Below are 25,585 nucleotides of genomic sequence, written 5' to 3'. Positions count from 1 at the left end.
ACCATCGATGCAAGTTCAGGATTCGACATTGGGCGTCGCGGCGTCCGGCTTGCGCGTCGACGGCGCGCGGCTGTGGGACAGCTTGATGCGTCTCGCGCGGATCGGCGCGACCGACAAAGGGGGCGTGTGCCGCCTCGCGCTTACCGAACTCGATCGCGACGCGCGCAATCTATTCGTCGCATGGGCGAAGGAAGCCGGCTGCACGGTGCGGGTCGACGCGATCGGCAACGTCTTCGCGCGGCGGGCGGGCGAACGCGACGATCTGCCGCCCGTGACGACGGGCAGCCATATCGACACGCAGCCGACCGGCGGCAAGTTCGACGGCAACTATGGTGTGCTCGCGGGCCTCGAAGTGCTGCGTACGCTTGACGACGCGGGCGTACGCACGCGCGCGCCGCTCGAGGTCGCCGTCTGGACCAATGAGGAAGGCTCGCGCTTCGTGCCCGTGATGATGGGCTCAGGCGTGTTTGCGGGTGCGTTCACGCTCGACCATGCGCTCGCACAACGCGATCGCGACGGCATCTCGGTGCGCGATGCACTGGCCGCGATCGGCTATGCGGGTGACGCGCGCGACGCGCACGCTGTCGGCGCGTATTTCGAAGCGCATATCGAGCAAGGGCCGGTGCTGGAAGCGCACGACACGACGATCGGCGTGGTCGAGGGCGCGCTCGGGCAGCGCTGGTATGACGTGACCGTACACGGGATGGAGGCGCATGCGGGCCCCACGCCGATGGCGTTACGGCGCGACGCGCTGCTGGTCGCAGCCGACCTCGTGCGCGCGGTGAACGGCATCGCGCGCGCGCATCCGCCCCACGGGCGCGGCACGGTCGGCTGGGTCGACGTGCATCCGAACTCGCGCAACGTGATTCCGGGCCGGGTGACGCTGACCGTCGATCTGCGCGCGGCCGACGATGCGACGCTCGCGACGATGGATGCCGAACTGCGTGCGGCGTGCGCCGACCTGGGTGCGCAGGCCGACATGCGGATCGATGTCGAGCAGGTCGTGTACTTTCCGCCGCAGCCGTTCGATACGGCGCTGGTCGAGCAGGTGCGCGCGGGCGCGAGCGCGCTCGGACTGTCGTCGATGAACGTAATCAGCGGCGCCGGCCATGACGCCGTGTATCTCGCCCGCGTTGCGCCGACCGCGATGATCTTCGTCCCGTGCAAGGATGGGATCAGTCACAACGAGATCGAGGACGCCGATCCGGCGCATCTGGAAGCCGGCTGCAACGTGCTGCTGCACGCGATGCTGGGCGTTGCCGGAATCGCGGAGGGTGCTGCGCGATGAAGATCCTGATTGCCCGGATGAACCACGAGACCAACACGTTCTCGCCGGTGCCGACGCCGCTCGCCGCGTTCGGCCGCAACGGCCCCGACTGGGGCGACGACGCGTACCGCGCGAACCGCGGGATGCGCACCGCGATGGCCGCGTTCATCGACGCGGCGGCGCGGGAGAACGTTCAGATCGTCACGCCGGTATCGGCGGCCGCGAACCCGAGCGGGCCCGTCGCGGCCGACGCCTATGCGGCAATCTGCGATGCGATCGTCGCGGCCGCGCCCGGCTGCGACGCGGTGATGCTCGACCTGCACGGTGCGATGGTCGCCGAACAGAGTGCGGACGGCGAGGGCGACCTGCTCGCGCGCGTGCGCGCCGCGCTGCCCGATGCGCCGATCGCGGTCGCGCTCGACCTGCACGCGAACGTCACGCAGAAGATGGTCGATCACGCGGACGTGATCGTCAGTTTCAAGACCTACCCGCACGTCGATATGTACGAGACCGGCGAGCATGCGGCGCGCGTGCTGTTCGATCGGCTGCACGGCCGAGCGCGGCCCGTGCTCGCCTGGCGGCAGCCGCCTCTGATGACGTCGACGTTGCGCAGCGCGAGCGCCGAAGGCGCGATGCGGCGCGCGGTGGAAGCCGCGCGCGCGGCCGAGGCAGAGGGAATGCTCGCCGTGTCGGTGTTGCCCGGCTTCTCGCTCGCGGACATCCCTACGCCGTGCATCAGCGTCGTCGTGGTCGCCGACGGCGACCGCGCGGCGGCCGACGCGGTGGCCGAGCGCATCGCCCGGCAGATCTGGGACGCGCGCGACGAATTCGTGTACCGCAGCGCGCCGCTCGCGGAATCGGTCGCGCAGGCCGCAGCGCTCGCGCGCGGTGCGGATCGTCCGGTGCTGATGCTCGATCACGGCGACAACTGTATGTCGGGCGGCCCTTGCGACACGATGGATCTGCTCGAGGAAGCGCTCGCGCAGGGGCTCGACGGGATCGTCAGCGGGCCGCTGTGCGACCCGGACGCGGTTGCGGCACTGATCGAAGCTGGCGTCGGCGCGAGCGTCACGGTGCCGGTCGGCAACCGGATGCCGTCGCCCGGCGGCGCGCGGCGCACGCCCTATCGCGCGACGGGCGTCGTGCGTGCGATCACCGACGGCGAATACGTGATTACCGGACCCACCTACACAGGCCAGCGCGCGTACATGGGCCGCACGGTGGTGCTCGATATCGGCGCGGCGACGCTCGTCGTTACCGAGCGCACGCAGGAGCCGTGGGATCTCGGCGTATTCGAGAGCGTCGGCATCGATCCGCGTCGCGCGCGCTTCCTGCTGCTGAAATCGCGGATGTACTGCCGGCCCGTGTTCGTACCGATCGCGGCCGCGCTCGTCGAATGCGACAGCCGCGGCGTCACGGCGTCCGACTACGGGCTGTTCCGTTACGAGCGACTCGTGCGCCCCGTGTATCCGCTTGACGAGATCGGGCGGTGGGAAGAGGCGCACGGAGCGTGACTGGCCCGTGTGAGCCGCGGGGACGCTCCGCGTGAAGTATCTAGACCCCGCTTCGGCGGGTTTTTTTCATTTTGGCGCCGGCATTATGACGAGTTACGCAACCGCCTCGTTGCTGCCGGCGCGAGATGGTGCTAACAGAGTCTCCTCCCTTGCGACCGCTGTACTCGCCGCTGGCGGCGCATTGCTGGCCGCGTTTCCGGTAGTGAGACATCCGGCGTTGTGCGCGCTGACGCTATCGGCTGCGCCGTCGCTGCCGACGCCCTTTGCGGTCCAATCTTAGTCGAGCTGCGGGGCGTGAAAACGACGACGCACGCCACGACAAGGCAGCACGCCGCAACACATACCTGCCGCCGACGAGCCCGAGCCTCGCTGGCCTTCCGTGCGCGAGCTTCGCGCACGTGCTGTGCGTATGCTTTCCTGGCTTCATGCAGACAGATGTCGGCGTTGCGGGCTGCTGTCCATTCTCGCAACGAAGCGTCGTATTCGGTGCGTCGGGCTACGTCCGCCAGCACTTCGTAGGCAGCGCGGATTTCGATGAACTGCGCAGTCGCTTCAACGGGACAGCCCAGATGGCGATCTGGATGCCATCTCATGGCGGCGCGCCGATATGCGAGCTTGAGTTCTGTTGCGGACGCCGTTTCCCGAACGCCGAGCAATTCGTAAAGAGTGTGCATCGGCTTTCTCGGCAGATTGTTTCGAAATTGAAGTGGCAAAAGCGGTTCAGTTTTGGGACAACCCGCCGTCCATTGCGAAGTCGCTGCATCCGTGCGACGTCGCAATCCTAGTAGCCGTCTGGCGAACGATGCGCCCGTGAGCGACGGTCGTCCGCAAGGTCGAGGCCGAAATCGCGGTCTGCGGAGTCCAAGCCGTTCGTGTTGTCCGAGCCGTTGCTACTCATGTGGCTAGCTGAGACGCCTCCAGCGTCGCCGTCAAGGTGACCGAGTCCATCATGCCGAGCGCCCCAGCTGCCAGCTCCACCGTTGCCATGTCTTCCGCCCGCGTGTGCCGACGCAGCGACAAGCAACGTTATCCCGGCGATCAGCGCAACACCCCATCGCAACTTTGCCATCTTCATTCTCCGTTGAGGTCATGCCCGTCGTCTTCGCTGTCTCAGCCTTCGTCAAGCAAAGCACGCGCCAATCAACTCGCCTGGCGTACGTTCGGCCTGAATGCAGGGACCATATGGGCGACTCCGACAACCTTGTCGCAACATTGAGACGCCGGACGCTTCGGTTTCTGTGGCGCGCATGCTTCGGCATGTGCGCTGTTGTAGTGCTCAAAAAATGCGGCGGACAGAAATCAGCAGGAATTTGCCAATTGAAGCTACGGGAACGACGGTGCTGTTGAGAGAGGGATTAGACCCTGAAGCCGGGTTCCAACGAATTATCGGTTGTTGCGATCCGACAAAACCATTAAGCGTAGGCAGTCTTGATAGCAGTCTTCCGCCATAACAGGACCACTATCGGAAAAAGATAAAAAGTAATTTTTGGTAACGCGCATGACCTATAATCACTGTCGCCAAGTAGGCCAGTTGCAAAGCGGGTTAGGGCGATTGTTGGTGTCAATTAATAACATCAATTAAACGACGAGGCTACTGCAACTTCTCATCAGAGCACGCCTTACACGACTTCGTTGTCGATTGTCGATACTTCGGGCATTGCTCTCAAAATTTGTCTTCAGCTCAACCCGAGCCGACGACGGGGGAGGGTTTGGTGTTGCCGGAATACGCCAGCAGTTCACCAATACCTTCGGCTAGCTTGTTGCGCCGCTGCCCGCCGGCATCGCGTTGGCCGTGGTTCGCGCCTCTTCGCGCGGTCTACATGATACCGGCCCGCCTCAAGAACAGGCTTTGGAAGAGGGACGTCGCCGTGACGGACTTGGTCCCGCTCATCAAGAGAGCCTTACAGGCCTTGGTGATTGCCGTATCCGTTACGTCGGCGCGGGAGTAGGACGCGAGCCTTCTAGCTACCATTCATCTGAGCCGCAGGACGGCCGCCCAATTGGGCGTCGCGACACGCTTAGGTACATGCTCAATGGAGGTTAATATGAACGGCAATACGAGGTTTTGGCGGCTCATCTTCGCGATGGCTACGATTGCCACGCTCTTGGGCTTCTCTGCGCGCGAGGTACTGGCTGACAGCAGTCAAAACCCATACATCGTGCCACCAGACCAAGCAGCGTCAACCACCGGGCAAACCTACGGCAAATGGTCGGGCCTGTGGTGGCAATGGATGCTTGCGATACCGTTTGGACACAATTTGCCCAACCCAACGTTTTATTCAGACGGCACACACTGCAATACCAATCAATCTGGAACCGTTTGGTTTCTGACCGAACCAGCGTCCGGCGGCGTAGCGACAGAACAATGCACTGTACCGTTTGGGCAATACATTTTCATTCCAATTCTCAACGCTGAGTGCTCGACCTACGAGCAACCGTTGGGAGTCTACCCATCATCTCCTTACGGGCCTGGCTGCACTGACGAAGCTAGCTGCAGCGCGTGCGCCAAAACTTTGGCTGACCTGATAAACACAGGCTCAGTGAGTGCGTCGGTCGACGGAACACCTGTCACAGGCCTGCAGTCGCCGTCATCGCCATTTCGGACGCAATCGCAGTCACCAACGTTTTTTCAATTCTCGGTCCCAACCAACAATTTCTTCGCCACCGAAGGGTTGAGCGGAGCGGGCTCCGGCATGTCGGTAAGCGACGGCTACTGGCTGATGATACGGCCGCTTACCGTGGGGCAGCACACCATTCACGTTGAAGCCGCTTTCACTAAGTTCAAATTCGGAGAAAACGTGACCTACAACATCACTGTGCCTAAGCCATGACCAAATCCCTTGGCATGACCGATGTGGGTTTCGCCGCTAGCCAGCGGGGCTGCGCGGGGGACGAGCATCCATCACCCGCGTCTCGAGGCGCTTGAAGCAAGTGACGACGGGCATGCGCCGCCGCCGATGGTAAGGAGCTATTCGATGACTTCACATTCTCTCTGGCCTTCACGCCGCACCATCCTTAGGACAGCGGGTGGGGTTGCAGCGGGGGCCGCGATTGGTGGGCTCGGTCTCTTGAACTCAAGTAAAGCCCGCGCCGATGGTTCTGTGACCATCCGGCCGATTTCAGATTTCCTTGATGTCCAGGGCACGTCTTGCGCGTCCGATCCCTTCGGCGGACCGGGTTGCTATCCATATGTCCCGCCGGCGCCGAATTTCCTTGGTTTTGCCACCCGTTTTCCAGGGGAATCAACGGCACTAGTCGGTGCATTGGACTACGCAGGCTTGGCGAACAAGTACTTCAACAACGCGTTCGGCACAACCTTCGGTTCCAACAGCACCGTGATCGAACAACCGCTCGCCGACGGTACTGCGCTCGTCCGCGTGCTGCTTTATACGCAGCAGGCGAATACCTGGGTCATTAGGATGACCGGAACCCCAACACTCGACACCTTGTCCCTCACTGGCTACGCCACGCAACTTAAGAACAACCGCACACTTTTCGGCCGTCGTCCTCAGGCCCAGGGTGTGAAGGCGAATGGTGTGGCTCTCGGAGACTCTTTCATCGATATCTTGTTCATTAACACGGCGCCTGGTGCCCCGCTGGTCGACTTGATGAGTCTCGCGCCGCCCGCGCTGCAGTTCTTCTCGTATCGCGCTCAAGCGAAAGGACCATTGACCGCAGCGTTCGGCGTACCGGACGGTACGCCAGGGCTTTGTACCGTCAGCCAGTCGGGGCTTTTTGCGACCTCCCTGGTTGCTAACCCGACAAGTCGGGTCGCTTTGGACTCCTTTCCGGCCGAGCTGGTCGATTTGCACGTAGTCGGCGGGTAGGGATACCGAAAGGGATGTCGGATGGCGGGTTATACGGTGTCAGAAACGACAAAGGGTTACAGCCAAGAAGCGCTGTAACCCTTTGTTTTATTTGGTGGCGAATCAGGGACTCGAACCCCGGACCTGCGGATTATGATTCCGTCGCTCTAACCGACTGAGCTAATTCGCCGAAAGAAGGCGAATTATGGCCGCGACGGCCGGTGCTGTCAAGGGCTTCGCTCGCGGCGGGCCCCCGCGGGCGGCGCTGAGCCTCGCGCCGCCCGCCAGGCACCGCTCGCCGCCCCGTGTCAGTCCTGCGAATAGATGTTCGAGTCCTTGGTCTCACGCACGAACAGCATGCCGATCACAAACGTGATCAGCGCGACGATCACCGGATACCAGAGGCCGGAGTAGATGTTGCCGCTAGCCGCGACGATCGCGAACGCCGTCGCCGGCAGGAAGCCGCCGAACCAGCCGTTGCCGATGTGGTAGGGCAGCGACATCGACGTGTACCGGATCCGCGTCGGGAACAGCTCGACGAGCATCGCCGCGATCGGCCCATAGACCATCGTCACGTAGATGACCAGCAACGCGAGAATCACGACCGTCATGGGCCAATTGAGCTGCGACGGGTCCGCCTTCGCCGGATAGCCGGCGCTCTTCAGCGTCGCCCCGAGCGTCTTCGTGAACGCCGCGCCCTTCTCCTTTGCCCCGGGCGCTTTTCCGTCATACGAATCGATGACCGTATCCCCGACCTTCACCTGCGCGATCGTGCCGGCAGGCGCCGCCACGTTGGCATAGTTCAGACCTGCTTTCGCCAGCGCGCTCTTGACGACGTCGCACGAGCTCGTGAAGCTCGCGGTGCCGACAGGGTTGAACTGGAACGAGCACTCGTCGGGGTTCGCGATGACGACGATCGGCGATTTCTGCGTCGCCGCCTCGAGCGCGGGGTTTGCGAAGTGCGTGAGCGCCTTGAACAACGGGAAGTAAGTCAGCGCCGCGATGAGGCAGCCGGCCATGATGATCGGCTTGCGGCCGATGCGATCGGAGAGCGATCCGAAGAACACGAAGAACGGCGTGCCGATGAGCAGCGCGAGCGCAATCAGGATGTTGGCGCTGGCGCCGTCGACCTTCAGCGTCTGAGTCAGGAAGAAGAGCGCATAGAACTGGCCGGCGTACCAGACGACGGCTTGGCCTGCCGTCAGCCCCACGAGCGCGAGAATCACGATCTTGAGGTTCTTCCACTGGCCGAATGCTTCGGTGAGCGGCGCCTTCGACGTCTTGCCCTCGTTCTTGATCCGCAGGAACGCCGGCGATTCGTTGAGCTGGAGCCGGATCCAGACGGAAATGCCGAGCAGGATCAGCGATGCCAGGAACGGAATGCGCCAGGCCCACGCGCCGAACGATTCCTCGCCCACCCACGTCCGCACGCCGAGAATGACGAGCAGCGAAAGGAACAGTCCGAGCGTGGCCGTCGTCTGAATCCACGACGTGTAATAGCCGCGCCGGTTGGCGGGCGCATGCTCGGCGACGTAGGTCGCCGCGCCGCCGTACTCGCCGCCGAGCGCAAGGCCCTGCAGCAGCCGCATCGCGATGAAGATCACGGGCGACGCGAATCCGATCGACGCATAACCGGGTAGCAGGCCGACGATGAACGTCGAAATACCCATGATCGTGATCGTGATGAGGAACGTGTACTTGCGGCCGACGAGATCGCCGAGCCGCCCGAACACCAGCGCGCCGAACGGCCGCACGGCGAAGCCCGCCGCGAAGCCGAGCAGCGTGAAGATGAACCCCGCCGTCGGATTGACTCCCGCGAAGAAGGTCTTGCTGATGTACGCCGCCAGCGAGCCGGCGAGGTAAAAGTCGTACCACTCGAAAACCGTGCCGAGCGACGAAGCGAATATGACCCGCTTCTCGTCGGCTGTCATCGGCGCGTGCGCCAATTGCCCGCCAACCGTTGCCATGAGTTGTCTCCTCAATTTAGATATGGGACAGCGCCGCCGTCGTGCGCGGCAGCGCTTGTCAGCGATTATTGGAAGGCAAACTTACTGAGGACTGACGCGCGGGCGCGTTATGGGCTAGGGCTGCGATCCACCCCCTTTTCTGATTTCTTCGCTCTTTTTCGCGGCAAAAGCCGGCATCCGCGCTCAAATATCGTGATTTCAGCCGCCTCGGATTGGTCTGAAGTCAATCGGCGAGCCACGCTCAGGGTAAATCCCGAGCCGCCGCAAGCAGGGGCAAGCTGACGCGTACTAGCGTGCCGGCGAGGCGCGGCGACGTCTGGTAGACGTGATCGTCGATCGTCACGGTTCCACCATGCATCGTCGCGATTTCACGGACGATCGCGAGACCGAGCCCGCTGCCGTCGCCTTCGCGGCCGAGTATTCGATAAAACCGCTCGACGACTTTCGGACGTTCGGCCGGTGCGATGCCGGGCCCCGTGTCCTCGACTTCGAGCTGGACTAGCCCCTTGACACAATCGGGCGCGACGCGCACGGTAATGCGCCCGCCCGCCGGCGTGTAGCGGATGGCATTGTCGATGACGTTCGAGAGCATTTCGCGCAGCATCACCGCGTTGCCTGTCACCATCACCGGTTCGTCGGGTCCTTCGTAGCCGAGGTCCATTTCCTTGGCAAGCGCCGCTTGTACCCAGTCGCGCACGGCGAGGCGGGCGAGATGCGCGATCTCGAGAGACGTGAAAATCTGCCCTGTCATCCGGTTTTCCGCGCGCGCGAGCGCGAGCAGCTGCGTGACGAGACGCGCCGCCTGATCGGCGCTCGCAGCGATGTGTTCGAGCGATAGCCGCACTTCGGGCGAGACTTCCTGCCGCAGCGCGAGCTCGGCCTGCGTATGAAGGCCCGCCAGCGGGGTTTTCATTTGATGCGCGGCGTCGGCGATGAACCGTTTCTGCAAGTCGATGTTCTGTTCGAGGCGCGTCAGCAGCTCGTTGAACGACGTGACGAGCGGCTCGATCTCGGGCGGCGCGCGGCGAGCCTCGAGCGGCGAAAGGTCGTCGGGCCGGCGCGCGCGCAAATTGGCCTGCAGCGCCGTCAGCGGTGCGAGCCCTCGCGAAAGTCCGAACCAGACGAGCACGATCGCGAGCGGCAGGATCACGAACTGCGGCAGGATCACGCCTTTGATGATGTCGTTGGCGAGCGCGCTGCGCTTGTCGAGCGTCTCGCCGACCTGGACGAGCACGCTTTGCCCGCCCGGCGCGGCGGGAAGCTCGACGGTCGTATAGGCGACACGAATGTCGTCGCCATGGAGGTGCGCATCGCGAAACTCGACGATACCCGGGTGCGGACGGTCGTCATCGGCTGGCGGCGGCATGTCGGGCACGCCGGCGACGAGCTCGCCGCGCGTGCCGAGCACTTGATAGAACACCTTGTCGGGGTTGTCGCCCGAGAGAAAGTCGCGCGCGGCTTCGGGCAGCGACAGCTCGGCCACGCCATTCACGGGATGGATCTGACGCGCGAGCACATAGACGTCGGTTTCGAGCGCACGGTCGAACGGGCCGTTCGCGAGCGTCTTGGCGACAAGATAGGTCACCGCGATGCTCATCGGCCACAGCAGCAGCAGCGGCGCGAGCATCCAGTCGAGAATTTCGCCGAAGAGCGAGCGCGGGCGTCCAGGCTCGGCGGCATCGGCTTCGTCGGCCGGCACAAACGGATCGTCTCGGCCCGCACGGCTCGTTGCGGCGCGGGCGGGGGCGGTCGGGGAAGAGGGCGCGGAAGAGGACGCGATAGCGGGCGCAGGCTTGCGCATCGGGTCGGACGGCCCCACCGGCCGCGGTGCGCCGCCGTCCTCCGAGGAAACGGGCGAGGCCACGGTTTGCCTACTTCACGGGCGGGGGCGCGATCGCCGAAGCGCTGACATCAGCCGCCGAACTTGGCCCCGGGCCGGCGGCCGCGGGCTTTTCGAGGCAGTAGCCGAGCCCGCGCACGGTGATGATGCGCACGCCGCTCGGCTCGATCTTCTTGCGCAGCCGATGCACGTAGACTTCGATGGCGTTGTTGCTGACTTCCTCGCCCCATTCGCATAGATGGTCGACGAGCTGTTCTTTCGACACGAGCCGACCGATTCGCTGGAGCAGCACTTCCAGCACGCCGAGCTCGCGCGCGGAGAGTTCGACCACCTGATCGTTGACATAAGCGACGCGGCCAACCTGATCGAACGCGAGCGAGCCGTGCCGCACGACGGTCGGCCCGCCGCCCATGCCGCGCCGCGTGAGCGCCCGGACGCGGGCCTCGAGCTCGTTCAGGTGAAACGGCTTGGCCATGTAGTCGTCGGCGCCGAGGTCGAGCCCTTTCACGCGCTCGTCGACGCTGTCGGCGGCCGTGAGAATGAGCACGGGCAGGTTCGAATTGCGCGCGCGCAGCCGGCGCAGGACCTCGAGACCCGACATCCGCGGCAGGCCGAGATCGAGGATCAGGAGATCGAACGTCTGCATCGACAGAGCCGCGTCGGCTTCGCTGCCGCCTTTCACATGATCGACGGCATAGCCCGATTGGCGGAGTGATCGGACGAGGCCGTCCGCGAGTATGCTGTCGTCTTCGGCAATGAGTATTCGCATGGTGCGCGAGAGGCGCGGGCGGGATGGCCCGATGCGCCGTTGTCTCCAATCCGCTGCTCCGCGTCTCGGCGGCTTTCCCCGTCTCGCCGTGCTGCGCTCGTTGTCGCAACGCAAATCCGCAACGCGTCGGGCTTGCAAAGAACCCTGTTTTTTTATACAGTGTCTGCGTTTCCCAGGGCTACCGCCGACCCTTTCCTCGGCGTCGGCCGCCCGCCGAGAGACGCTGCTCATCATAGCAAAGGACGATTCATGGAAGAAAGCAAGAAAGGCTCGGCTGGACTGACTGCGGAAAAGAGCAAGGCGCTCGCCGCCGCGCTTGCGCAGATCGAAAAGCAGTTCGGCAAGGGGTCGGTCATGCGGCTCGGCGACGGCGAAGTGGCCGAGGATATTCAGGTGGTTTCGACGGGCTCGCTCGGCCTCGACATCGCACTCGGCGTGGGTGGCCTGCCGCGCGGGCGTGTGGTGGAGATCTACGGTCCGGAATCGTCGGGTAAGACCACGCTGACGCTGCAAGTCATTGCGGAAATGCAGAAGCTCGGCGGCACGGCGGCATTCATCGATGCCGAGCATGCGCTCGATATCCAATATGCGGCCAAGCTCGGCGTGAACGTTTCCGATCTGCTCGTCTCGCAGCCCGATACGGGCGAGCAGGCGCTCGAGATCGCCGATGCGCTCGTGCGCTCGGGCTCGATCGACATGATCGTGATCGACTCGGTGGCGGCGCTCGTGCCGAAAGCCGAAATCGAAGGAGAAATGGGCGATGCGCTCCCCGGGCTGCAGGCACGCCTGATGTCGCAGGCGCTGCGCAAGCTCACCGGCACCATCAAGCGTACGAACTGCCTCGTCATCTTCATCAACCAGATCCGCATGAAGATCGGCGTGATGTTCGGCAATCCGGAAACGACGACGGGCGGCAACGCGCTGAAGTTCTACGCGTCGGTGCGGCTCGATATTCGCCGCATCGGCTCGATCAAGAAGAACGACGAAGTGATCGGCAACGAAACGCGCGTGAAGGTTGTCAAGAACAAGGTGTCGCCGCCGTTCCGTGAAGCGATCTTCGATATCCTCTATGGTGAAGGCATCTCGCGCCAAGGGGAAATCATCGATCTCGGCGTGCAGGCGAAGATCGTCGACAAGGCAGGCGCCTGGTACAGCTACAACGGCGAGCGAATCGGCCAGGGCAAGGACAATGCGCGCGAATTCCTGCGCGAGAACCCCGATATCGCCCGTGAAATCGAAAATCGCATTCGCGAATCGCTCGGCGTCAATACGATGCCGACCACGGCGAGCGCTGGCGCAGAAGTAGCCGACGAAGAGGAGTAAGCGTCGGTGACGGGCACGGACCGCGATGCGGCGGGCGCAACGGTTCGCGAGCGGCCTGCTCGACCGGGGCGCTCGCTCAAAGCCCGAGCACTCGGATATCTTTCGAGGCGCGAATATAGCCGCGGCGAGCTCGCTCGCAAGCTGGCGCCGTTCGCCGAAGAGCACGAATCGATCGACGCATTGATCGATACGCTCGAGCGGGAAGGGTGGCTATCGGACGCGCGGTTCGCGGAAAGCGTCGTTCATCGCCGTGCGTCTCGGATGGGCGTGAACCGGATCGTGGGCGAGTTGCGCCGCCATGACGTCGACGATGCGTTGATCGAAACGGTCGGCGCCCAACTGCGAGAAACGGAACGCTCGCGTGCACAAGCGGTTTGGCGCAAGAAGTATGGACAATTGCCGCAGACGCCGGCAGAGCGTGCGAAGCAAGCGCGCTTTCTGGCCGGGCGCGGGTTCTCGCGCGCTACAATCGTCCAGATCCTGAAAGGCGACGACGGCCTCGGCGACGAGTAGTCGCCGTTTCGTCCAGCTTGCTTCCGCTTCCTTCCCCGCTTTCCTGGCGGAACCCGGGCTTTCCACTATGTTAAAATTCCCCGGTTTCTTCTCCAGCCGTCTCTCCTAGCATGCCGCTCCTTCCGCCCCGCGTCCCGCCTTTGCACCATCGGCGTGCTATCCGGGCGCAAGCGTTCGAGCGCGACGATGGCCCATGGGACATTGAGGCGCCGCATAGGCGCGCCATCCCCGCTTGCCCGACGCGGCAGGCGTGAACGAATCAGCCCATCACGAAGTTCAATCCAACTCTCAGACTGAAGGGAATCACGCATGAAGATTCACGAGTACCAGGGTAAGGAAATCCTGCGGAAATTCGGCGTCGCGGTGCCGCGCGGCAAGCCCGTGTTTTCGGTGGATGACGCGGTCAAGGCCGCTGAGGAGCTCGGCGGTCCGGTCTGGGTCGTGAAGGCCCAGATTCACGCGGGCGGTCGCGGCAAGGGCGGCGGCGTCAAGGTGGCGAAGTCGATCGAGCAGGTTCGCGAGTACGCGAGCCAGATCCTCGGCATGCAGCTCGTCACGCACCAGACGAGTCCGGAAGGCCAGAAGGTCAACCGTCTGCTCGTCGAAGAAGGCGCGGACATCAAGAAGGAGCTCTATGTCGGCCTCGTGATCGACCGCGTGACGCAAAAGGTCGTCGTCATGGGCTCGAGCGAAGGCGGTATGGAAATCGAAGAGGTCGCCGCCAAGAATCCCGAGGCAATCCACAAGGTGTTCGTCGATCCGGCCGCGGGGCTGGCCGACGCCGATGCCGATTCGCTCGCCAAGAAGATCGGCGTGCCCGACGCTTCCGTGCCGCAAGCGCGCGCGGTGCTCCAAGGGCTTTACAAAGCGTTTTGGGAAACGGACGCATCGCTGGCCGAAATCAACCCATTGATCCTGACGGGCGACGGCAAGGTGATCGCGCTCGACGCCAAGTTCAACTTCGATTCGAACGCGCTCTTCCGTCATCCCGAGATCGTGGCCTACCGCGACCTCGATGAAGAAGATCCGGCCGAGATCGAAGCGTCGAAGTTCGACCTGGCCTATATCTCGCTCGACGGTAACATCGGCTGCCTCGTCAACGGCGCGGGCCTCGCGATGGCGACGATGGATACGATCAAGCTTTTCGGCGGCGAGCCGGCGAACTTCCTCGACGTCGGTGGTGGCGCGACGACGGAGAAGGTCACCGAAGCGTTCAAGCTGATGCTGAAGAATCCTGGCCTCAAGGCCATTCTCGTGAACATCTTCGGCGGGATCATGCGTTGCGACGTGATCGCCGAAGGCGTCATCGCCGCCTCGAAGGCCGTGCACCTGCAGGTGCCGCTCGTCGTGCGCATGAAGGGCACGAACGAGGATCTCGGCAAGAAGATGCTCGCCGAATCGGGCCTGCCGATCATCTCGGCGGACAGCATGGAAGAGGCCGCGCGGAAGGTCGTCGCGGCGGCCGAAGGCAAGGCGGCTTAAAGGGCGGGTTATGCGCCCGTGCGAAACAGGATACGGTTAGAGGTCAATATACATGTCGATTCTGATCAACAAAGACACGAAGGTCATCACGCAGGGCATCACCGGCAAGACGGGTCAGTTCCATACGCGCGCATGCCGCGAGTACGCGAACGGCCGTGAGGCGTTCGTCGCGGGCGTGAATCCGAAGAAGGCCGGCGAGGATTTCGAGGGCATTCCGATCTATGCGAGCGTGAAGGAAGCGAAGGCCGAAACGGGCGCGACCGTCTCGGTCATCTACGTGCCGCCGGCAGGCGCCGCCGCGGCGATCTGGGAAGCCGTCGAGGCCGATCTCGATCTCGCCATCTGCATCACCGAAGGCATTCCGGTGCGGGACATGATCGAAGTCCGGGACCGCATGCGCCGCGAAAACCGCAAGACGCTGCTGCTCGGGCCGAACTGCCCCGGCACGATCACGCCCGACGAGCTCAAGATCGGCATCATGCCCGGTCATATTCATCGGAAAGGCCGCATCGGCGTCGTTTCGCGCTCCGGCACGCTGACCTATGAAGCCGTGGCTCAGCTGACGGCGCTCGGCCTTGGCCAATCGTCGGCGGTCGGTATCGGCGGCGACCCGATCAACGGTCTCAAGCACATCGACGTCATGAAGATGTTCAACGACGATCCCGATACGGACGCCGTCATCATGATCGGCGAGATCGGCGGCCCCGACGAAGCGAACGCGGCCTACTGGATCAAGGACAACATGAAGAAGCCCGTCGTCGGCTTCATCGCCGGTGTCACCGCGCCTCCGGGCAAGCGCATGGGTCACGCGGGCGCGCTGATCTCGGGCGGGGCCGACACGGCCGAGGCCAAGCTCGAAATCATGGAAGCCTGCGGGATCAAGGTCACGAAGAACCCGTCGGAGATGGGCCGTCTTTTGAAGTCGATTCTCTAAGGATCGCTCGCAGTCCCTCCCGCGCGGCGGGTAGGATCGCGAAGCAAAGCGCATCAGACCGCGGTGTTTTGGTATCCTTGCGAAACCGTTTTGTAAGGTAACCGATAGCCGACGCAAAGCGAGGAAGCACGAACGGCTTCCTCGTTTTTTTTCGCGTGCGCCGATTGCCGCTCGTTGTCGGCGCCGCTTCGACACTTTGCTTCGATCGTCGCTGCCGTCCGGGAACGTCTATTGCGCCTCTTCTATGCTCGATTCCATGTTCGACTTCTTTACGACGCTCCATTGGGGCGCGGTTTTTCAGATCATCGTCATTGATATCCTGCTCGGCGGCGACAACGCCGTCGTGATCGCGCTCGCCTGTCGCAAGCTGCCGAGCAGCCAGCGGATGCAAGGGGTGATCTGGGGAACGGCCGGCGCTATCCTGCTTCGCGTCGTTCTCATTGCGTTCGCCGTCGCTCTGCTCGATGTGCCGCTGCTCAAGTTTGCGGGCGGGCTTTTGTTGCTCTGGATCGGGGTGAGGCTGCTCGCGCCGGCGCACGACGCGCATGAGAACATCAAGCCTGCGGACAAGCTCATCGCAGCGATCAAGACGATCATCATCGCGGACGCAGTCATGAGTCTCGACAACGTCATCGCGATCGCCGGCGCGGCCGAGGCCGCCGAACCGCACCATCGTGTCGCGCTCGTCGTGTTCGGCCTCGTCGTCAGCATTCCGCTCATCGTCTGGGGCAGTACGCTCGTGCTGAGGCTGCTCGACCGCTATCCGATCATCGTCACACTTGGCGCGGCGTTGCTCGGCTGGATCGCGGGCGGTCTCATCGTCAACGACCCGGCCGGCGATCGCTGGCCGCTACTCGATACGCCCGCCGCTGAGTATGGGGCCCGCATTGCCGGTGCGGTGTTCGTCGTTGCCGCGGGCTATGCGATCAAGCGCCGAATGCGCCGGCGAGAGGCTGCGCGGGACGCGTCCCACCGTACCGACACATCTCGCTCGTCCGGCCGCGACTGAGCGCTTTTTCGCATCACTCCGGGACGCCGCCGTTCGCCGTTCTTTTGATCGATCGGTTTCTGCGCGCGAATTGGCCATTCGGCTGACTGCCACCGCCGGCATCCACCCGCTACTCTCCGAACCACTGCCCCTGCTCGAAAGGGGCGCTTTTCCATCCGAGGCGTCCATCCGGCGCGGATGCGGGTTTCGTCTCGCGTCGCTCCGTTTCGGACGTTCGGGCCGATCCGGTTCGAGGAGTTTGGCAATGTCCGTCGTTGTTTTCGTATCCGCGCTGGCATCGATGGCGCGCGTTCGCCGCAAGTATGGTTGCGGTTCAGGTTTTACGCTCGTCGAGCTGATGATCGTGCTCGCGATCGTCGGCGTGGTCGCGGCATACGCGATTCCCGCTTATCAGGACTATCTTGCGCGCAGTCGCGTGGGCGAGGGGTTGTCGCTTGCCGCGGCCGCCCGGCTCGCCGTCGCCGAAAACGCCGCGAGCGGTAATGCGCTTGGCAGTGGCTACGCGTCGCCGCCGCCCACGCGCAACGTCGAATCGATTGCGATCGACGACGACAGCGGCGAAATCTCGATCCGCTATACCGCGCGCGTGGCGCCGCAGGGTAGCGAGACGCTGGTGCTCGTCCCATCGGTGCCTGACGACGCCTTCACGCCGACGGGCCGCGTCGCGCTTACGCGCGGCGCCATGCCGGCCGGCGCGGTGAACTGGGAATGCTTTGCCAGCGGCAAGAGCGCCTCGTCGCTGCCGGCGCCGGGCTCGGGACCCATGCCGGCCGAGGCCGCGACGCTACCGGCGAACGTCGCGCCGCCCGAATGTCGAGCATGACAAATAGCCCGTCGAGTTGGAGCGACGGGAACGGGCGGCTCGAAAGGTTATGAAGGGCGTCGCACAGCGTAACGTTTTTTTTGTATAGTGCGCCGATTGCCGACCGTCCGTTCCCTTCATGACTTCACCGTTTGCGCGCTATCTGTCGTTTGTGCTGTTGGCCCTCGCGATGTTGCTTCCGTACGCGGTGACCAACCATACCTACCCGATCCCGACTTTTTATTCCGAATTCACCGCTCTCGCACTCTATCTCCTGGTCGGCGCTTCGGTTGCATGGCTTGCGACGACGGCGCGGCCGTCTCCCTCATTCGCGACGCCGACGGTCGCGCTCGTGCCGCTTCTCTTCGGGCTCATCCTGATCGCGCAGACATTCGTCCTCCGCCTCGAGCAGCCGTCGATGAACTGGCTCGGCGCCGGGTTCCTGCTCGCGGCATTCATGGCGGCGCATGCGGGATATGGGTTTGCGCGTGCGAATCTCAGTAGAGAGGCGCTGCAGTGGGTGGCATGGGCGCTCGTCATCGGCGGGCTCTTCGCCGTGTTTTGCCAGCTCGTTCAGCTTTTTCATGCCGAGGCGCGCTTTGCGCCATTCGTGGTGGCCTACAACGTGACCGTCGATCGCCGGCCGTTCGGCAATATGGCGCAAGCCAACCACCTGGCGACCGTCATCGCGTTCGCGCTCGCCGCGGCGATGTATCTGGTGCAGACGCGTCGGCTCGACGGCCTGCTGTGGGCGGTCCTTTCATCGATTTACGTCCTCGGCCAGGCGCTGACGGTCTCACGCGGGCCGTGGCTGCAGACGGGGGTCGTCGTCGTGGCCGGATTCTGGATGGCGGCCGTCACGGCACGGCGCGATCATTGGCGTGCGGGCGGGCGCCCGTGGCTGATCCCTGTCGTGCTCGTGGCGCTTTTCGTCATCGTGAACGTCGCCGTTCGCTGGGCGAACGTTCGCTACCACCTTAACCTCGACGTGTCCGCGGCGCACCGCTTCCATGACATAGGTCAAATCGCGCCGCGGCTCGCCATGTGGAAATACGGCTGGACGATGTTCGAGCAGCATCCGTGGCTCGGCGTCGGCTGGGGCGAGTTTCCGCGTTATCAGTTCGACCTCGTGAAGACGCTCGGCGACGTGGAGATCGCCAATAACTCGCACGACGTTTTCATAGACCTGCTTGCGAAGACGGGCGTGATCGGCCTTGGCGTGGTGCTGATCGGCCTCCTCGCCTGGCTCGTACGCGTGCTGCGCGTGCGGCATACGCGTTCGCGTGTATTCGGCCTGTCGCTCATCGGCGTGCTCGTCATGCATGCGCTCGTCGAGTACCCGCAGCAGTACATGTTCTTTCTGCTGCCTGCGATGTTCGTATTCGGCATCCTGGAGACAAAACCGCTCGGCTTCGTGCGGCCGCGCGCGTCTTTGGCGCTGCATACGCTCATCGTCATCGCCGGGCTCGCGGCGCTCGAGCCGATCCATCGGGATTATGCGCGCGCCGAGGTGCTCTATTACGGCGCCCGCCCGGGCGAGCAATATCGCGCGGCGCCGTCGTTCCTGTTCGGCGCGTGGGGTGAATACGGGATGGCCACGCTGCTCCCGATCGACAGCAACGATCTCCGGACGAAGCTCGAGATGCACAAACAGGCGATCGCGCTGCTGCCGGGCGAGACAGTGCTGAGGCGCTACGCGGTGTTGCAAGCGCTCGATGGCCGGCAGGCCGATGCGCTTGATACCGTCGAGCGGCTGAAGATCTTTGCCACCGTGCTGCACGACTGGCCCGCGCAGCTTTCGGGCCTTTACGAGCTTTGCGATGACGAACCGAAGCTGGACGGATTCAAGGCTGAACTCGCGAAGCGATACGGCAATCCGCCGGAAACGGGACACGATGACGAGGGCGACGACGAGTAGGGGTTAACCGTTCTCAAGCAAGCGCCCCGCCGTGTCGATATCGAGTAAGAAGGGGTTCACCGGGGTTCGGGTAAGAGAATTGGCATGCACGGCACCTACAATCTGCCGCTCGTCGCACTGTCGCTCGTCGTGGCGACACTCGCGTCGTATACGGCGCTCGACTTGTCGGGCCGCATCGTGCTGCTCGGGAATACGCGATTGCGTCTCACCTGGCTTGGCGGCGGCGCTACCGCGATGGGCATCGGCATCTGGTCGATGCACTTCATCGGGGTACTGTCGTTCTCGCTGCCGATCCCCATCGGTTACGACCTCACGCTCACGGGCGTCTCGCTGCTGATTGCGATTCTCGTCTCGGGATTTGCGCTCTATGTGATCACCGGCGCGCGGCTGACGTGGCGGCGGCTTGCCGCCGGCAGCGTCCTGATGGGGTTCGGCATCGCCGGCATGCACTATACCGGTGACGCCGCAATGCTGATGCAGCCCGGGATCGTATACGACCCGACGCTGCTCGCCTTGTCGATCGTCATTGCAATCGTTGCCTCGGGCGCCGCGCTATGGATCGCGCGTACGCTCAGCGACGCGGCGCAGCGTCACTTGAGCCGCAAGCGTCTCGGAGCCGCGTGTGTGATGGGGCTCGCAATCACCGGAATGCACTACACCGGGACCGTCGCGGCGACATTCCTGCCCGGTTCGGTATGCGGCGCGGCCAGCGGTATCGACATGTATTGGCTGGCGACGACAGTCACGCTGTTCACGTTCGCGATTCTGATCGTGACGCTGATCCTCTCGCGCTTCGATGCGCGGACGGCATTTCTCGCCAGTTCCGTCTCGCAACTCAATGGCCAGATCGTGCGGATGGCCACCTTCGACAGCCTCACGGACCTGCCGAACCGCCGGACGCTGAACGAGCGGATGGAGCGGGCGATAGCGAGCGCGAGCGCGAGCGCGGCCGATACTCAGGTCGCAATCCTGTTCATGGACCTCGACGGTTTCAAGACCATCAACGACTCGTTGGGCCACTCGATGGGCGACGAGGTGCTGAAAGCCTTTGCATGGCGGCTGCGAAACTGCGTTCGCGGAACGGACACCGTCGCACGGCTCGGAGGCGACGAATTTGTCGTGCTGCTCGAAGACATCACCTCGGGCGACGATGCGCGCCGGATGGCGGAGAGTCTGCTGCAGCGCATGCGCAAAGGGCTTCGCGTCGTCGGCCAGCGGTTGCAGGTGACGCCCAGCATCGGCATAGCGCTGTATCCGCACGACGGCGATACCGTCGAAGTGTTGTTGAAGAACGCCGATGCGGCGATGTACGAAGCGAAGCGCGGCGGGCGCAGCATGTACCGCTTCTTCGAGACGGCGATGAATGAGGCAGCCACGCGAACGCTGGAGATTCAGCGCGCGTTGCACGATGCGCTTCGGTCAGGTCACTTCGCGCTGCATTTTCAGCCGAAATTCCGCGGCGCCAATGCCGATCTCGTGGGCGCTGAGGCCTTGCTGAGACTGTCGCATCCGGAACTGGGCGTACTCGCGCCGCAGGAGTTCATTCCCATTGCGGAACGCTCTGGCCAGATCGTGCAGATCGGCTATTGGGTCGTGCGGGAGACATGCCGCCATATGCGGCGCTGGCGAGCGGAGGGGCTTCCGACGGTTCGCATTGCCATCAACCTTTCACCGCGGCAGCTGGCGCAACCGGATCTCGTCGCGTCGATCCTCGACATCGTGCGTGCGGAGCAGGTCGCGCCCGAACATTTGATGTTCGAGATCACGGAGACCGTTGCAATGCAGGATGCACCGCGCACGACCGAGATGATTCGGGCGTTTCAGGAGAGCGGTTTCGAGATCGCGATCGACGATTTCGGTACCGGCTACTCGAGCCTCGCCTACCTGCAGCGATTCCGCGCGAAGCAACTGAAGATCGACCGCTTTTTTACGAGCGGGCTCGACGGGGACGGCTACGAAGGCAGCGCGATCGTGCAGGCCATCATCGCACTGGCCCATTCGCTGCAGATGGACGTGGTCGCGGAGGGAGTCGAAACGGTGTCGCAGCTCGAGCGGCTGAAAGCGCTCAAGTGTGACGAAGTACAGGGCTTTTTGCTCGGCCGGCCGCAGGACGCCGAGAAGTTCGCGGCGTTGCTCGGGAGCCGCTCGGTTTGTGCAGCGCTTCTCGGCCTCCCGCATTGAGCGGCCGTTAGCGCTATCTCAGGCGACTATCGTACGTCCACCTGTTGCGCGATTTGTGGAAGCGCAGCCTGGCGGCATCGGGATGCCGAGGGTTGATGAGAACGTTCCGTTCCTGTGGGACGATGACAGATGGCACCTTATAGAGCGCGCTTGCACGACTGGCAACCCATTTTTGGCCGGCCCGCTGGCTGACCATCCCGAACGGAATGGCGTCCCACCCGGGGTGGCCGTGCGCATCGAGTTCCAACGCGCCGCTCCACAAGTCGTGCGGCACTTCGATTCGGACAACGTACCGGTTCAACGGAAGCGACCCAGCCTTAATATGAACGAGCGTTTCGAGGCAGGCTAGCGCGATACTCTCGGAACAGTAAAGCATCGGCGTGCCCTTCGCATTCCAACGGCCGCCCGTTGCTTTTGCGCCGGCGCCGGTTCGGTCGTCTGCGACATATTCGGTGGTGTCGGTGGCAATTCGCCAAATATTGATAGAAGCAGCTGTTGTCGTCCTCAAGCGTAGGCTCCCGACTGGGTCATGGCGAGCAGGTTGGAAACGACCTCTCGCCCTTCCGCTGTATCCATAAGTTCGGCCGGCCGTTGCCCGCCCAGCGCCGGCAGCGGCTCCTCGAGCCAGCGAGCTACCCACTTTGCTGCATCGAAATCCGTTGCGTCGCCCGATTGTTCGACTATCGCTTGTACTTGGCCGATCAACTTGGCCATTGCCACGATTCGTTCACTTTGGTCTGGGGATAGGCTCTCGCCCGATTTGGCCTTGCGGTCGATGGTCGTCGTGGACAGACCCAGCGTCTCCGCCAGTTCTTCTTTGGTGTAGGCCATCGATTTTGCCAAGATCAGAAAGATCTTCGGGCTGACGCCTTTCTTAATGATATGAATGCGCGTCTGCGGCTCGATCGCGTAGACCGCGGCGATCAGATTCGCCGAAGGCAGGACGTGGCCTCTCTTCGGCTTATCGCCATGGAGATAGAACTCCTCGAGCAACGAGCCGGTCGCCTCGGGTTCCAAGGCTTTCCTGCGGTGGGATGATTTGACGCTCGTTAACATGACGGCCTCCATTTGGAGGGAAATTATACCTCAAACGGGGGCTGTGCCTTACCCCACAAAGCCCTAACCCTCGGCCACCCAATCCCCCGACTTTCCTCCATGCTTTTCCATCACCTTCACCTCGGTGATGACCATCCCCCGATCGACAGCCTTGCACATGTCATAGACCGTCAGCAGGCCGACCTGCACCGCCGTCAGCGCTTCCATCTCCACGCCGGTGCGCCCGAGCGTTTCCACTTGCGCCGTGCAATGCACGCCGGGCAAAACATCGTCGAGCGCGAAATCGATCGCCACGCGCGTCAACGCGAGCGGATGACAGAGCGGGATCAGATCCGCCGTCCGCTTGGCACCCTGAATCGCGGCGATGCGTGCGACGCCGAGCACATCGCCCTTCTTCGCGGTGCCGCCGCGAATCAGCGCGAGCGTCTCCGGCAGCATGCGGATGGAGCCGCGCGCGATCGCTATGCGTTTCGTTTCGTCCTTTCCTCCGACGTCCACCATATGCGCCTGGCCGGCCGCATCAAAATGTGTCAGTTCCGCCATCACGTGGGCTCCTTAAGAGGGCGCCTATGTTAGCAGCCGCCCGCGCGCTCGGCGCTAGCCGAGCCGACCGAGGTGTGCACGACTGGATCAGTGAACCAGTATGCGCGAATCCGCGCGACGAAGCATCGGTCAGCGGATCTCGACCTGATAAGCGAATTCGCTCGCCGGCCCGCGCGATCGGCGCCATTCCAGTGGGCGACGGTCATAGCCATAGGCGATCCGCTCGACGACGACCACGGGCGTGCCCGGATCGATGCGCAAGAGCCGCGCGTGCATCATGTCGACGATCTCGATCGTCAGTGTCTCCCTCGCGGAGGCGATCACCTGGTGGCAATACGTTTCATAGACCGGATAAAGAAGATCGCCGATCTCGCTCGTATCGAGCATGGCGAACGCCGCGAAAGGCTTGTAAGGCAGCCAGATTTCCTCGGCCAGGATCGGCGCATCGCCGACGAGCCGCAGCCTCGACATATGAATGACGCGCGCGGACCGCTCGATTCGCAACGTGGCGGAGACTTCCGAAGGCGCCTCCGTCACCTCCCGCATCAAAATTCGGCTCGCGCGAGCGGATCGGTCGTGCCGTTCGTCGTGCAAGCGAAAAAAGCGCAGAAGCGAGCCGTCGAAGTTCGGCCTGCGCACGAACGTGCCGCGGCCCTGGAAACGTTCGAGCAAGCCGTCGGCGACGAGCCGATCGATGGCCTTGCGAACGGTGCCGATCGCAAGGCCATAAGTGCTTGCAAGTTCGTGCTCGGTCGGGATCGCCTGGCCGGGTGCCCAACGGTGTTCGGCAATCTGCCCGGCGAGTTCGTCGCGAAGCCGTTGATAGCGCGGCAAGCGAGTGTCGATCGACATCTTCCGTCCCTCGATATGCGGCGCGACCCTTCACATTGCGAGAACAGTCCGTTAGCCAACTAGTCGTTTGTATGTTTATAGGAGTCGCGCCTAACTTGCAGTGTAGGCGCTCGTTGCAAGGATGGGCGGACCTTGGCCGGGAGTTCGACTTCGCGTCAATCGCCTGACGAATTTATCGTGCCGACACTCGCGGAGGCGGGGCTCGCAACGAAGCTGAAGCGACTGGCGATATCGGCTCGGGCGATGGTCTCGATCGGCAAGTCCTGACCGTCGCGCCAATGGAAGCGACCCACACCGCCATTGTCGGCGAGCGACGCGAAGTCGCTGAAAAGGTCGAGATCGTGATCGTGCAGCAGCGCCACGCGCGGCCGCGTTGCCGCATCGACAAACAGCACGGCGCCTTCTTCGTCGATCAGCGCCGAGCGAGGCTCGAATGCGCCGCCGGTCTGATCGGTGAGCGTCAGCGTGCGCTGTCCATTGCTATCGGTGAGCGCGAGCCGCACGACCCATGGCGTATAGGCAAGCTCGATATAGACGCGTTGCGGTCCGTTCTGGAAGAACCACATGCCGCGCTCGTCGCATTCGTAGTTGCGGTTGATGAAGCCTAAGAGCGCGGCATGCCTGATAGGCGTGCCGAGTTCGCCGAGCGCTTGGGCGCGTTCGTCGCGCATGCGCCAGGCGCCGCGTCTGTCGAGCAGCAGCCAGCCGGTGCAGTGCGGCACGTTCGGCCACTTGGCGAGCGCCGCCTTGACGATGTCATCCATTTTTCGCGTATGGCTCTAGAAACGAGAAGACGCGCCGCGGCAGCCAGTCCATGCGCCCGGGAAACGGCCCGGTCATGAAACCGACATGCCCGCCCGCTTCGGGCTGATCGAGCTCGATGGCCGGCGAGACTTCGGCGCGCGTCGGCAACGCCGTGCTCGGAAGAAACGGGTCGTTGCGCGCATTGAGGACGAGCGTCGGCACGACGACGTCGGGCAAAAGCGGCCTAGTGGTCGCGCGCGTCCAGTAATCGTCCGTATTGCGGAATCCGTGCAGCGGCGCCGTCACGACGTTGTCGTAATCGTACATCGTGCGGCTCGCAAGCATCGCGTCGCGGTCGAAGAGCCCCGGGTATTGCTCGAGCTTTTGCAGCGCCTTCTTTTTGAGCGTTTTCAGGAAGCTCAACGTGTAGACGAGCGCGAAGCCTTGCGAAAGCGCCCGCCCGCCGGCGTGAACGTCGAGCGGCGTCGAGACGGCCGCCGCGGCGGCGATGAATGCGGCGTCCGTGCCGCGCTCGCCGAGCCAGTGCAAAAGCACGTTGCCGCCGAGCGAAACGCCGGCGACGACGATGGGCCCGCGATGCCCGTCTCGTAGGCGGCGCAGCACCCAGTCCACCTCTGCGCTGTCGGCGAGGTGATAAAAGCGCGGCGCGAGATTGAGCGGGCCGCTGCAACTACGAAAGTGCGGCACAACGCCGTGCCAGCCGAAACCGCGCGCCGTGGCCATCAGCACGCGCGCATAGTGCGAATCGGAGCTGCCCTCGAGACCGTGGAACAACACGAAAAGCGGCGCGTCGGGCAGGGGCGCCGCCGCGCTGCCCTCTGGGTAAGCAATCCAGTCGAGCTCGATGAAGTCGCCATCGGGCGTCGTCCATCGCTCGCGCCGGTAATCGACGGCGGGCAGGCGTGCGAAGAGCGCCGGGATGATCGTCTGCGCATGGTTCGTCGGCAGCCATCGCGGTGGGCAATAGAGCAAATCGATGAGCGTCTCGGCGGCGACCCGGCTCGCTGCCGGAACCGAAGTTGACTTCCCGTTTGCCGTGCTCAT

At 63.6% G+C, this 25,585-nt stretch carries 21 protein-coding genes, 1 tRNA gene and 1 pseudogene; 12 read left to right on the top strand and 11 right to left on the bottom strand.

Annotation, left to right across the window (positions count from 1 at the left end):
• Window positions 1-7 precede the first annotated feature (7 nt).
• On the top strand, window positions 8-1,288 hold the full coding sequence (locus C9I57_RS21795) for a Zn-dependent hydrolase (RefSeq protein WP_107152702.1): 1,281 nt from the start codon (window positions 8-10) through the stop codon (window positions 1,286-1,288).
• Window positions 1,285-2,781 (top strand): M81 family metallopeptidase, encoded by a 1,497-nt coding sequence (locus C9I57_RS21790; RefSeq protein ID WP_107152701.1) that lies wholly within the window; start codon window positions 1,285-1,287, stop codon window positions 2,779-2,781. The genes C9I57_RS21795 and C9I57_RS21790 overlap by 4 nt, the downstream gene beginning before the upstream one ends.
• Before the next feature lie 131 nt (window positions 2,782-2,912).
• On the opposite strand, the gene C9I57_RS33685 is transcribed toward C9I57_RS21790, so the two are convergent.
• The gene (locus C9I57_RS33685; RefSeq protein WP_107152700.1) at window positions 2,913-3,455 is read right to left on the bottom strand and encodes a J domain-containing protein; all 543 of its coding nucleotides are present in this window, start codon (window positions 3,453-3,455) and stop codon (window positions 2,913-2,915) included.
• Window positions 3,456-4,826: 1,371 nt separating this feature from the next.
• Here C9I57_RS33685 and C9I57_RS32485 point away from each other — a divergent pair.
• On the top strand, window positions 4,827-5,612 hold the full coding sequence (locus C9I57_RS32485) for a hypothetical protein (RefSeq protein WP_146166249.1): 786 nt from the start codon (window positions 4,827-4,829) through the stop codon (window positions 5,610-5,612).
• Window positions 5,613-5,756: 144 nt separating this feature from the next.
• The gene (locus tag C9I57_RS21780; RefSeq protein ID WP_146166248.1) at window positions 5,757-6,608 is read left to right on the top strand and encodes a hypothetical protein; all 852 of its coding nucleotides are present in this window, start codon (window positions 5,757-5,759) and stop codon (window positions 6,606-6,608) included.
• Window positions 6,609-6,700: 92 nt separating this feature from the next.
• Here the strand turns inward: C9I57_RS21780 and C9I57_RS21775 are convergent.
• The 4 genes from C9I57_RS21775 to C9I57_RS21760 all read right to left on the bottom strand — a co-directional run bounded on the left by C9I57_RS21775 (window position 6,701) and on the right by C9I57_RS21760 (window position 11,163).
• Window positions 6,701-6,777: transfer RNA gene (locus C9I57_RS21775), tRNA-Met, on the bottom strand.
• Between the two features lie 118 nt (window positions 6,778-6,895).
• A complete protein-coding gene (locus C9I57_RS21770) occupies window positions 6,896-8,554 on the bottom strand; it encodes an MFS transporter (protein WP_107152698.1) in 1,659 nt (552 codons plus the stop codon).
• A gap of 241 nt (window positions 8,555-8,795) precedes the next feature.
• The gene (locus C9I57_RS21765; RefSeq protein ID WP_440130239.1) at window positions 8,796-10,355 is read right to left on the bottom strand and encodes a sensor histidine kinase N-terminal domain-containing protein; all 1,560 of its coding nucleotides are present in this window, start codon (window positions 10,353-10,355) and stop codon (window positions 8,796-8,798) included.
• Window positions 10,356-10,425: 70 nt separating this feature from the next.
• Window positions 10,426-11,163 carry a response regulator transcription factor gene (locus C9I57_RS21760; RefSeq protein WP_107152696.1) on the bottom strand — a complete coding sequence of 246 codons (738 nt, stop codon included), beginning with the start codon at window positions 11,161-11,163 and terminating at the stop codon, window positions 10,426-10,428.
• Between the two features lie 249 nt (window positions 11,164-11,412).
• Between C9I57_RS21760 and recA the strand changes: the two genes are divergently transcribed.
• From recA to C9I57_RS21720, 8 genes and pseudogenes are all read left to right on the top strand, one after another.
• Window positions 11,413-12,486, top strand: coding sequence for a recombinase RecA (recA, locus tag C9I57_RS21755; RefSeq protein WP_107152695.1), 1,074 nt, complete (start codon window positions 11,413-11,415; stop codon window positions 12,484-12,486).
• A gap of 24 nt (window positions 12,487-12,510) precedes the next feature.
• Window positions 12,511-12,999, top strand: a pseudogene (recX, locus tag C9I57_RS21750) (recombination regulator RecX); the annotation flags it as partial.
• A 309-nt stretch (window positions 13,000-13,308) separates the two neighbouring features.
• Window positions 13,309-14,481 carry an ADP-forming succinate--CoA ligase subunit beta gene (gene sucC / locus C9I57_RS21745; RefSeq protein WP_018443809.1) on the top strand — a complete coding sequence of 391 codons (1,173 nt, stop codon included), beginning with the start codon at window positions 13,309-13,311 and terminating at the stop codon, window positions 14,479-14,481.
• A gap of 52 nt (window positions 14,482-14,533) precedes the next feature.
• Complete coding sequence (sucD, locus tag C9I57_RS21740; RefSeq protein WP_107152693.1) at window positions 14,534-15,415, top strand: succinate--CoA ligase subunit alpha; 882 nt, start codon at window positions 14,534-14,536, stop codon at window positions 15,413-15,415.
• Between the two features lie 256 nt (window positions 15,416-15,671).
• Window positions 15,672-16,424, top strand: a complete 753-nt coding sequence (locus C9I57_RS21735) for a TerC family protein (protein ID WP_107152804.1) — start codon at window positions 15,672-15,674, stop codon at window positions 16,422-16,424.
• A 244-nt stretch (window positions 16,425-16,668) separates the two neighbouring features.
• Window positions 16,669-17,247 carry a pilin gene (locus C9I57_RS21730; protein WP_107152692.1) on the top strand — a complete coding sequence of 193 codons (579 nt, stop codon included), beginning with the start codon at window positions 16,669-16,671 and terminating at the stop codon, window positions 17,245-17,247.
• Window positions 17,248-17,365: 118 nt separating this feature from the next.
• Window positions 17,366-19,144: a Wzy polymerase domain-containing protein gene (locus tag C9I57_RS21725; RefSeq protein ID WP_107152691.1), complete on the top strand. Its 1,779-nt coding sequence runs from the start codon at window positions 17,366-17,368 to the stop codon at window positions 19,142-19,144.
• A gap of 84 nt (window positions 19,145-19,228) precedes the next feature.
• Entirely contained in the window at window positions 19,229-21,325 is a 2,097-nt protein-coding gene (locus tag C9I57_RS21720) for a putative bifunctional diguanylate cyclase/phosphodiesterase (protein WP_107152690.1), read from the top strand.
• 13 nt (window positions 21,326-21,338) lie between these two features.
• Here C9I57_RS21720 and C9I57_RS21715 read toward each other — a convergent pair whose 3' ends face one another.
• The 6 genes from C9I57_RS21715 to C9I57_RS21690 form a co-directional block, all read right to left on the bottom strand.
• Entirely contained in the window at window positions 21,339-21,833 is a 495-nt protein-coding gene (locus tag C9I57_RS21715; protein WP_308836365.1) for an RES family NAD+ phosphorylase, read from the bottom strand.
• Complete coding sequence (gene parS / locus C9I57_RS21710; protein ID WP_258187772.1) at window positions 21,830-22,381, bottom strand: type II RES/Xre toxin-antitoxin system antitoxin; 552 nt, start codon at window positions 22,379-22,381, stop codon at window positions 21,830-21,832. Before parS ends, C9I57_RS21715 begins: the two co-directional genes overlap by 4 nt.
• Window positions 22,382-22,444: 63 nt before the next feature.
• Window positions 22,445-22,924 (bottom strand): cyclic pyranopterin monophosphate synthase MoaC, encoded by a 480-nt coding sequence (gene moaC / locus C9I57_RS21705; RefSeq protein ID WP_107152688.1) that lies wholly within the window; start codon window positions 22,922-22,924, stop codon window positions 22,445-22,447.
• A 129-nt stretch (window positions 22,925-23,053) separates the two neighbouring features.
• Window positions 23,054-23,776, bottom strand: a complete 723-nt coding sequence (locus C9I57_RS21700) for a GntR family transcriptional regulator (protein WP_107152687.1) — start codon at window positions 23,774-23,776, stop codon at window positions 23,054-23,056.
• A 155-nt stretch (window positions 23,777-23,931) separates the two neighbouring features.
• A complete protein-coding gene (locus C9I57_RS21695) occupies window positions 23,932-24,540 on the bottom strand; it encodes a DUF2946 family protein (protein WP_107152686.1) in 609 nt (202 codons plus the stop codon).
• On the bottom strand, window positions 24,533-25,585 hold the full coding sequence (locus C9I57_RS21690) for a YheT family hydrolase (RefSeq protein ID WP_181321912.1): 1,053 nt from the start codon (window positions 25,583-25,585) through the stop codon (window positions 24,533-24,535). The genes C9I57_RS21695 and C9I57_RS21690 overlap by 8 nt, the downstream gene beginning before the upstream one ends.

The sequence above is a fragment of the Trinickia symbiotica genome (genome assembly GCF_003028655.1).
GTDB lineage: Bacteria > Pseudomonadota > Gammaproteobacteria > Burkholderiales > Burkholderiaceae > Trinickia > Trinickia symbiotica_A.
The sequence above is the reverse complement of the archived record's forward strand: the minus strand, read 5'-3'. Positions and strand labels throughout refer to the sequence as shown.

What these genes read in the sequence shown, in the direction of transcription:
- sucD (WP_107152693.1), top strand. Translation starts at nt 14,534, where the DNA reads ATGTCGATTCTGATCAACAAAGACACGAAGGTCATCACGCAGGGCATC.
- C9I57_RS33685 (WP_107152700.1), bottom strand. Translation starts at nt 3,455, where the DNA reads ATGCACACTCTTTACGAATTGCTCGGCGTTCGGGAAACGGCGTCCGCA.
- C9I57_RS21700 (WP_107152687.1), bottom strand. Translation starts at nt 23,776, where the DNA reads ATGTCGATCGACACTCGCTTGCCGCGCTATCAACGGCTTCGCGACGAA.
- C9I57_RS21780 (WP_146166248.1), top strand. Translation starts at nt 5,757, where the DNA reads ATGACTTCACATTCTCTCTGGCCTTCACGCCGCACCATCCTTAGGACA.
- C9I57_RS21735 (WP_107152804.1), top strand. Translation starts at nt 15,672, where the DNA reads ATGTTCGACTTCTTTACGACGCTCCATTGGGGCGCGGTTTTTCAGATC.
- C9I57_RS32485 (WP_146166249.1), top strand. Translation starts at nt 4,827, where the DNA reads ATGAACGGCAATACGAGGTTTTGGCGGCTCATCTTCGCGATGGCTACG.
- C9I57_RS21765 (WP_440130239.1), bottom strand. Translation starts at nt 10,355, where the DNA reads ATGCGCAAGCCTGCGCCCGCTATCGCGTCCTCTTCCGCGCCCTCTTCC.
- parS (WP_258187772.1), bottom strand. Translation starts at nt 22,381, where the DNA reads ATGTTAACGAGCGTCAAATCATCCCACCGCAGGAAAGCCTTGGAACCC.
- C9I57_RS21760 (WP_107152696.1), bottom strand. Translation starts at nt 11,163, where the DNA reads ATGCGAATACTCATTGCCGAAGACGACAGCATACTCGCGGACGGCCTC.
- C9I57_RS21695 (WP_107152686.1), bottom strand. Translation starts at nt 24,540, where the DNA reads ATGGATGACATCGTCAAGGCGGCGCTCGCCAAGTGGCCGAACGTGCCG.
- recA (WP_107152695.1), top strand. Translation starts at nt 11,413, where the DNA reads ATGGAAGAAAGCAAGAAAGGCTCGGCTGGACTGACTGCGGAAAAGAGC.
- C9I57_RS21770 (WP_107152698.1), bottom strand. Translation starts at nt 8,554, where the DNA reads ATGGCAACGGTTGGCGGGCAATTGGCGCACGCGCCGATGACAGCCGAC.
- C9I57_RS21725 (WP_107152691.1), top strand. Translation starts at nt 17,366, where the DNA reads ATGACTTCACCGTTTGCGCGCTATCTGTCGTTTGTGCTGTTGGCCCTC.
- C9I57_RS21720 (WP_107152690.1), top strand. Translation starts at nt 19,229, where the DNA reads ATGCACGGCACCTACAATCTGCCGCTCGTCGCACTGTCGCTCGTCGTG.
- C9I57_RS21795 (WP_107152702.1), top strand. Translation starts at nt 8, where the DNA reads ATGCAAGTTCAGGATTCGACATTGGGCGTCGCGGCGTCCGGCTTGCGC.
- C9I57_RS21690 (WP_181321912.1), bottom strand. Translation starts at nt 25,585, where the DNA reads ATGAGCACGGCAAACGGGAAGTCAACTTCGGTTCCGGCAGCGAGCCGG.
- sucC (WP_018443809.1), top strand. Translation starts at nt 13,309, where the DNA reads ATGAAGATTCACGAGTACCAGGGTAAGGAAATCCTGCGGAAATTCGGC.
- C9I57_RS21730 (WP_107152692.1), top strand. Translation starts at nt 16,669, where the DNA reads ATGTCCGTCGTTGTTTTCGTATCCGCGCTGGCATCGATGGCGCGCGTT.
- C9I57_RS21790 (WP_107152701.1), top strand. Translation starts at nt 1,285, where the DNA reads ATGAAGATCCTGATTGCCCGGATGAACCACGAGACCAACACGTTCTCG.
- moaC (WP_107152688.1), bottom strand. Translation starts at nt 22,924, where the DNA reads ATGGCGGAACTGACACATTTTGATGCGGCCGGCCAGGCGCATATGGTG.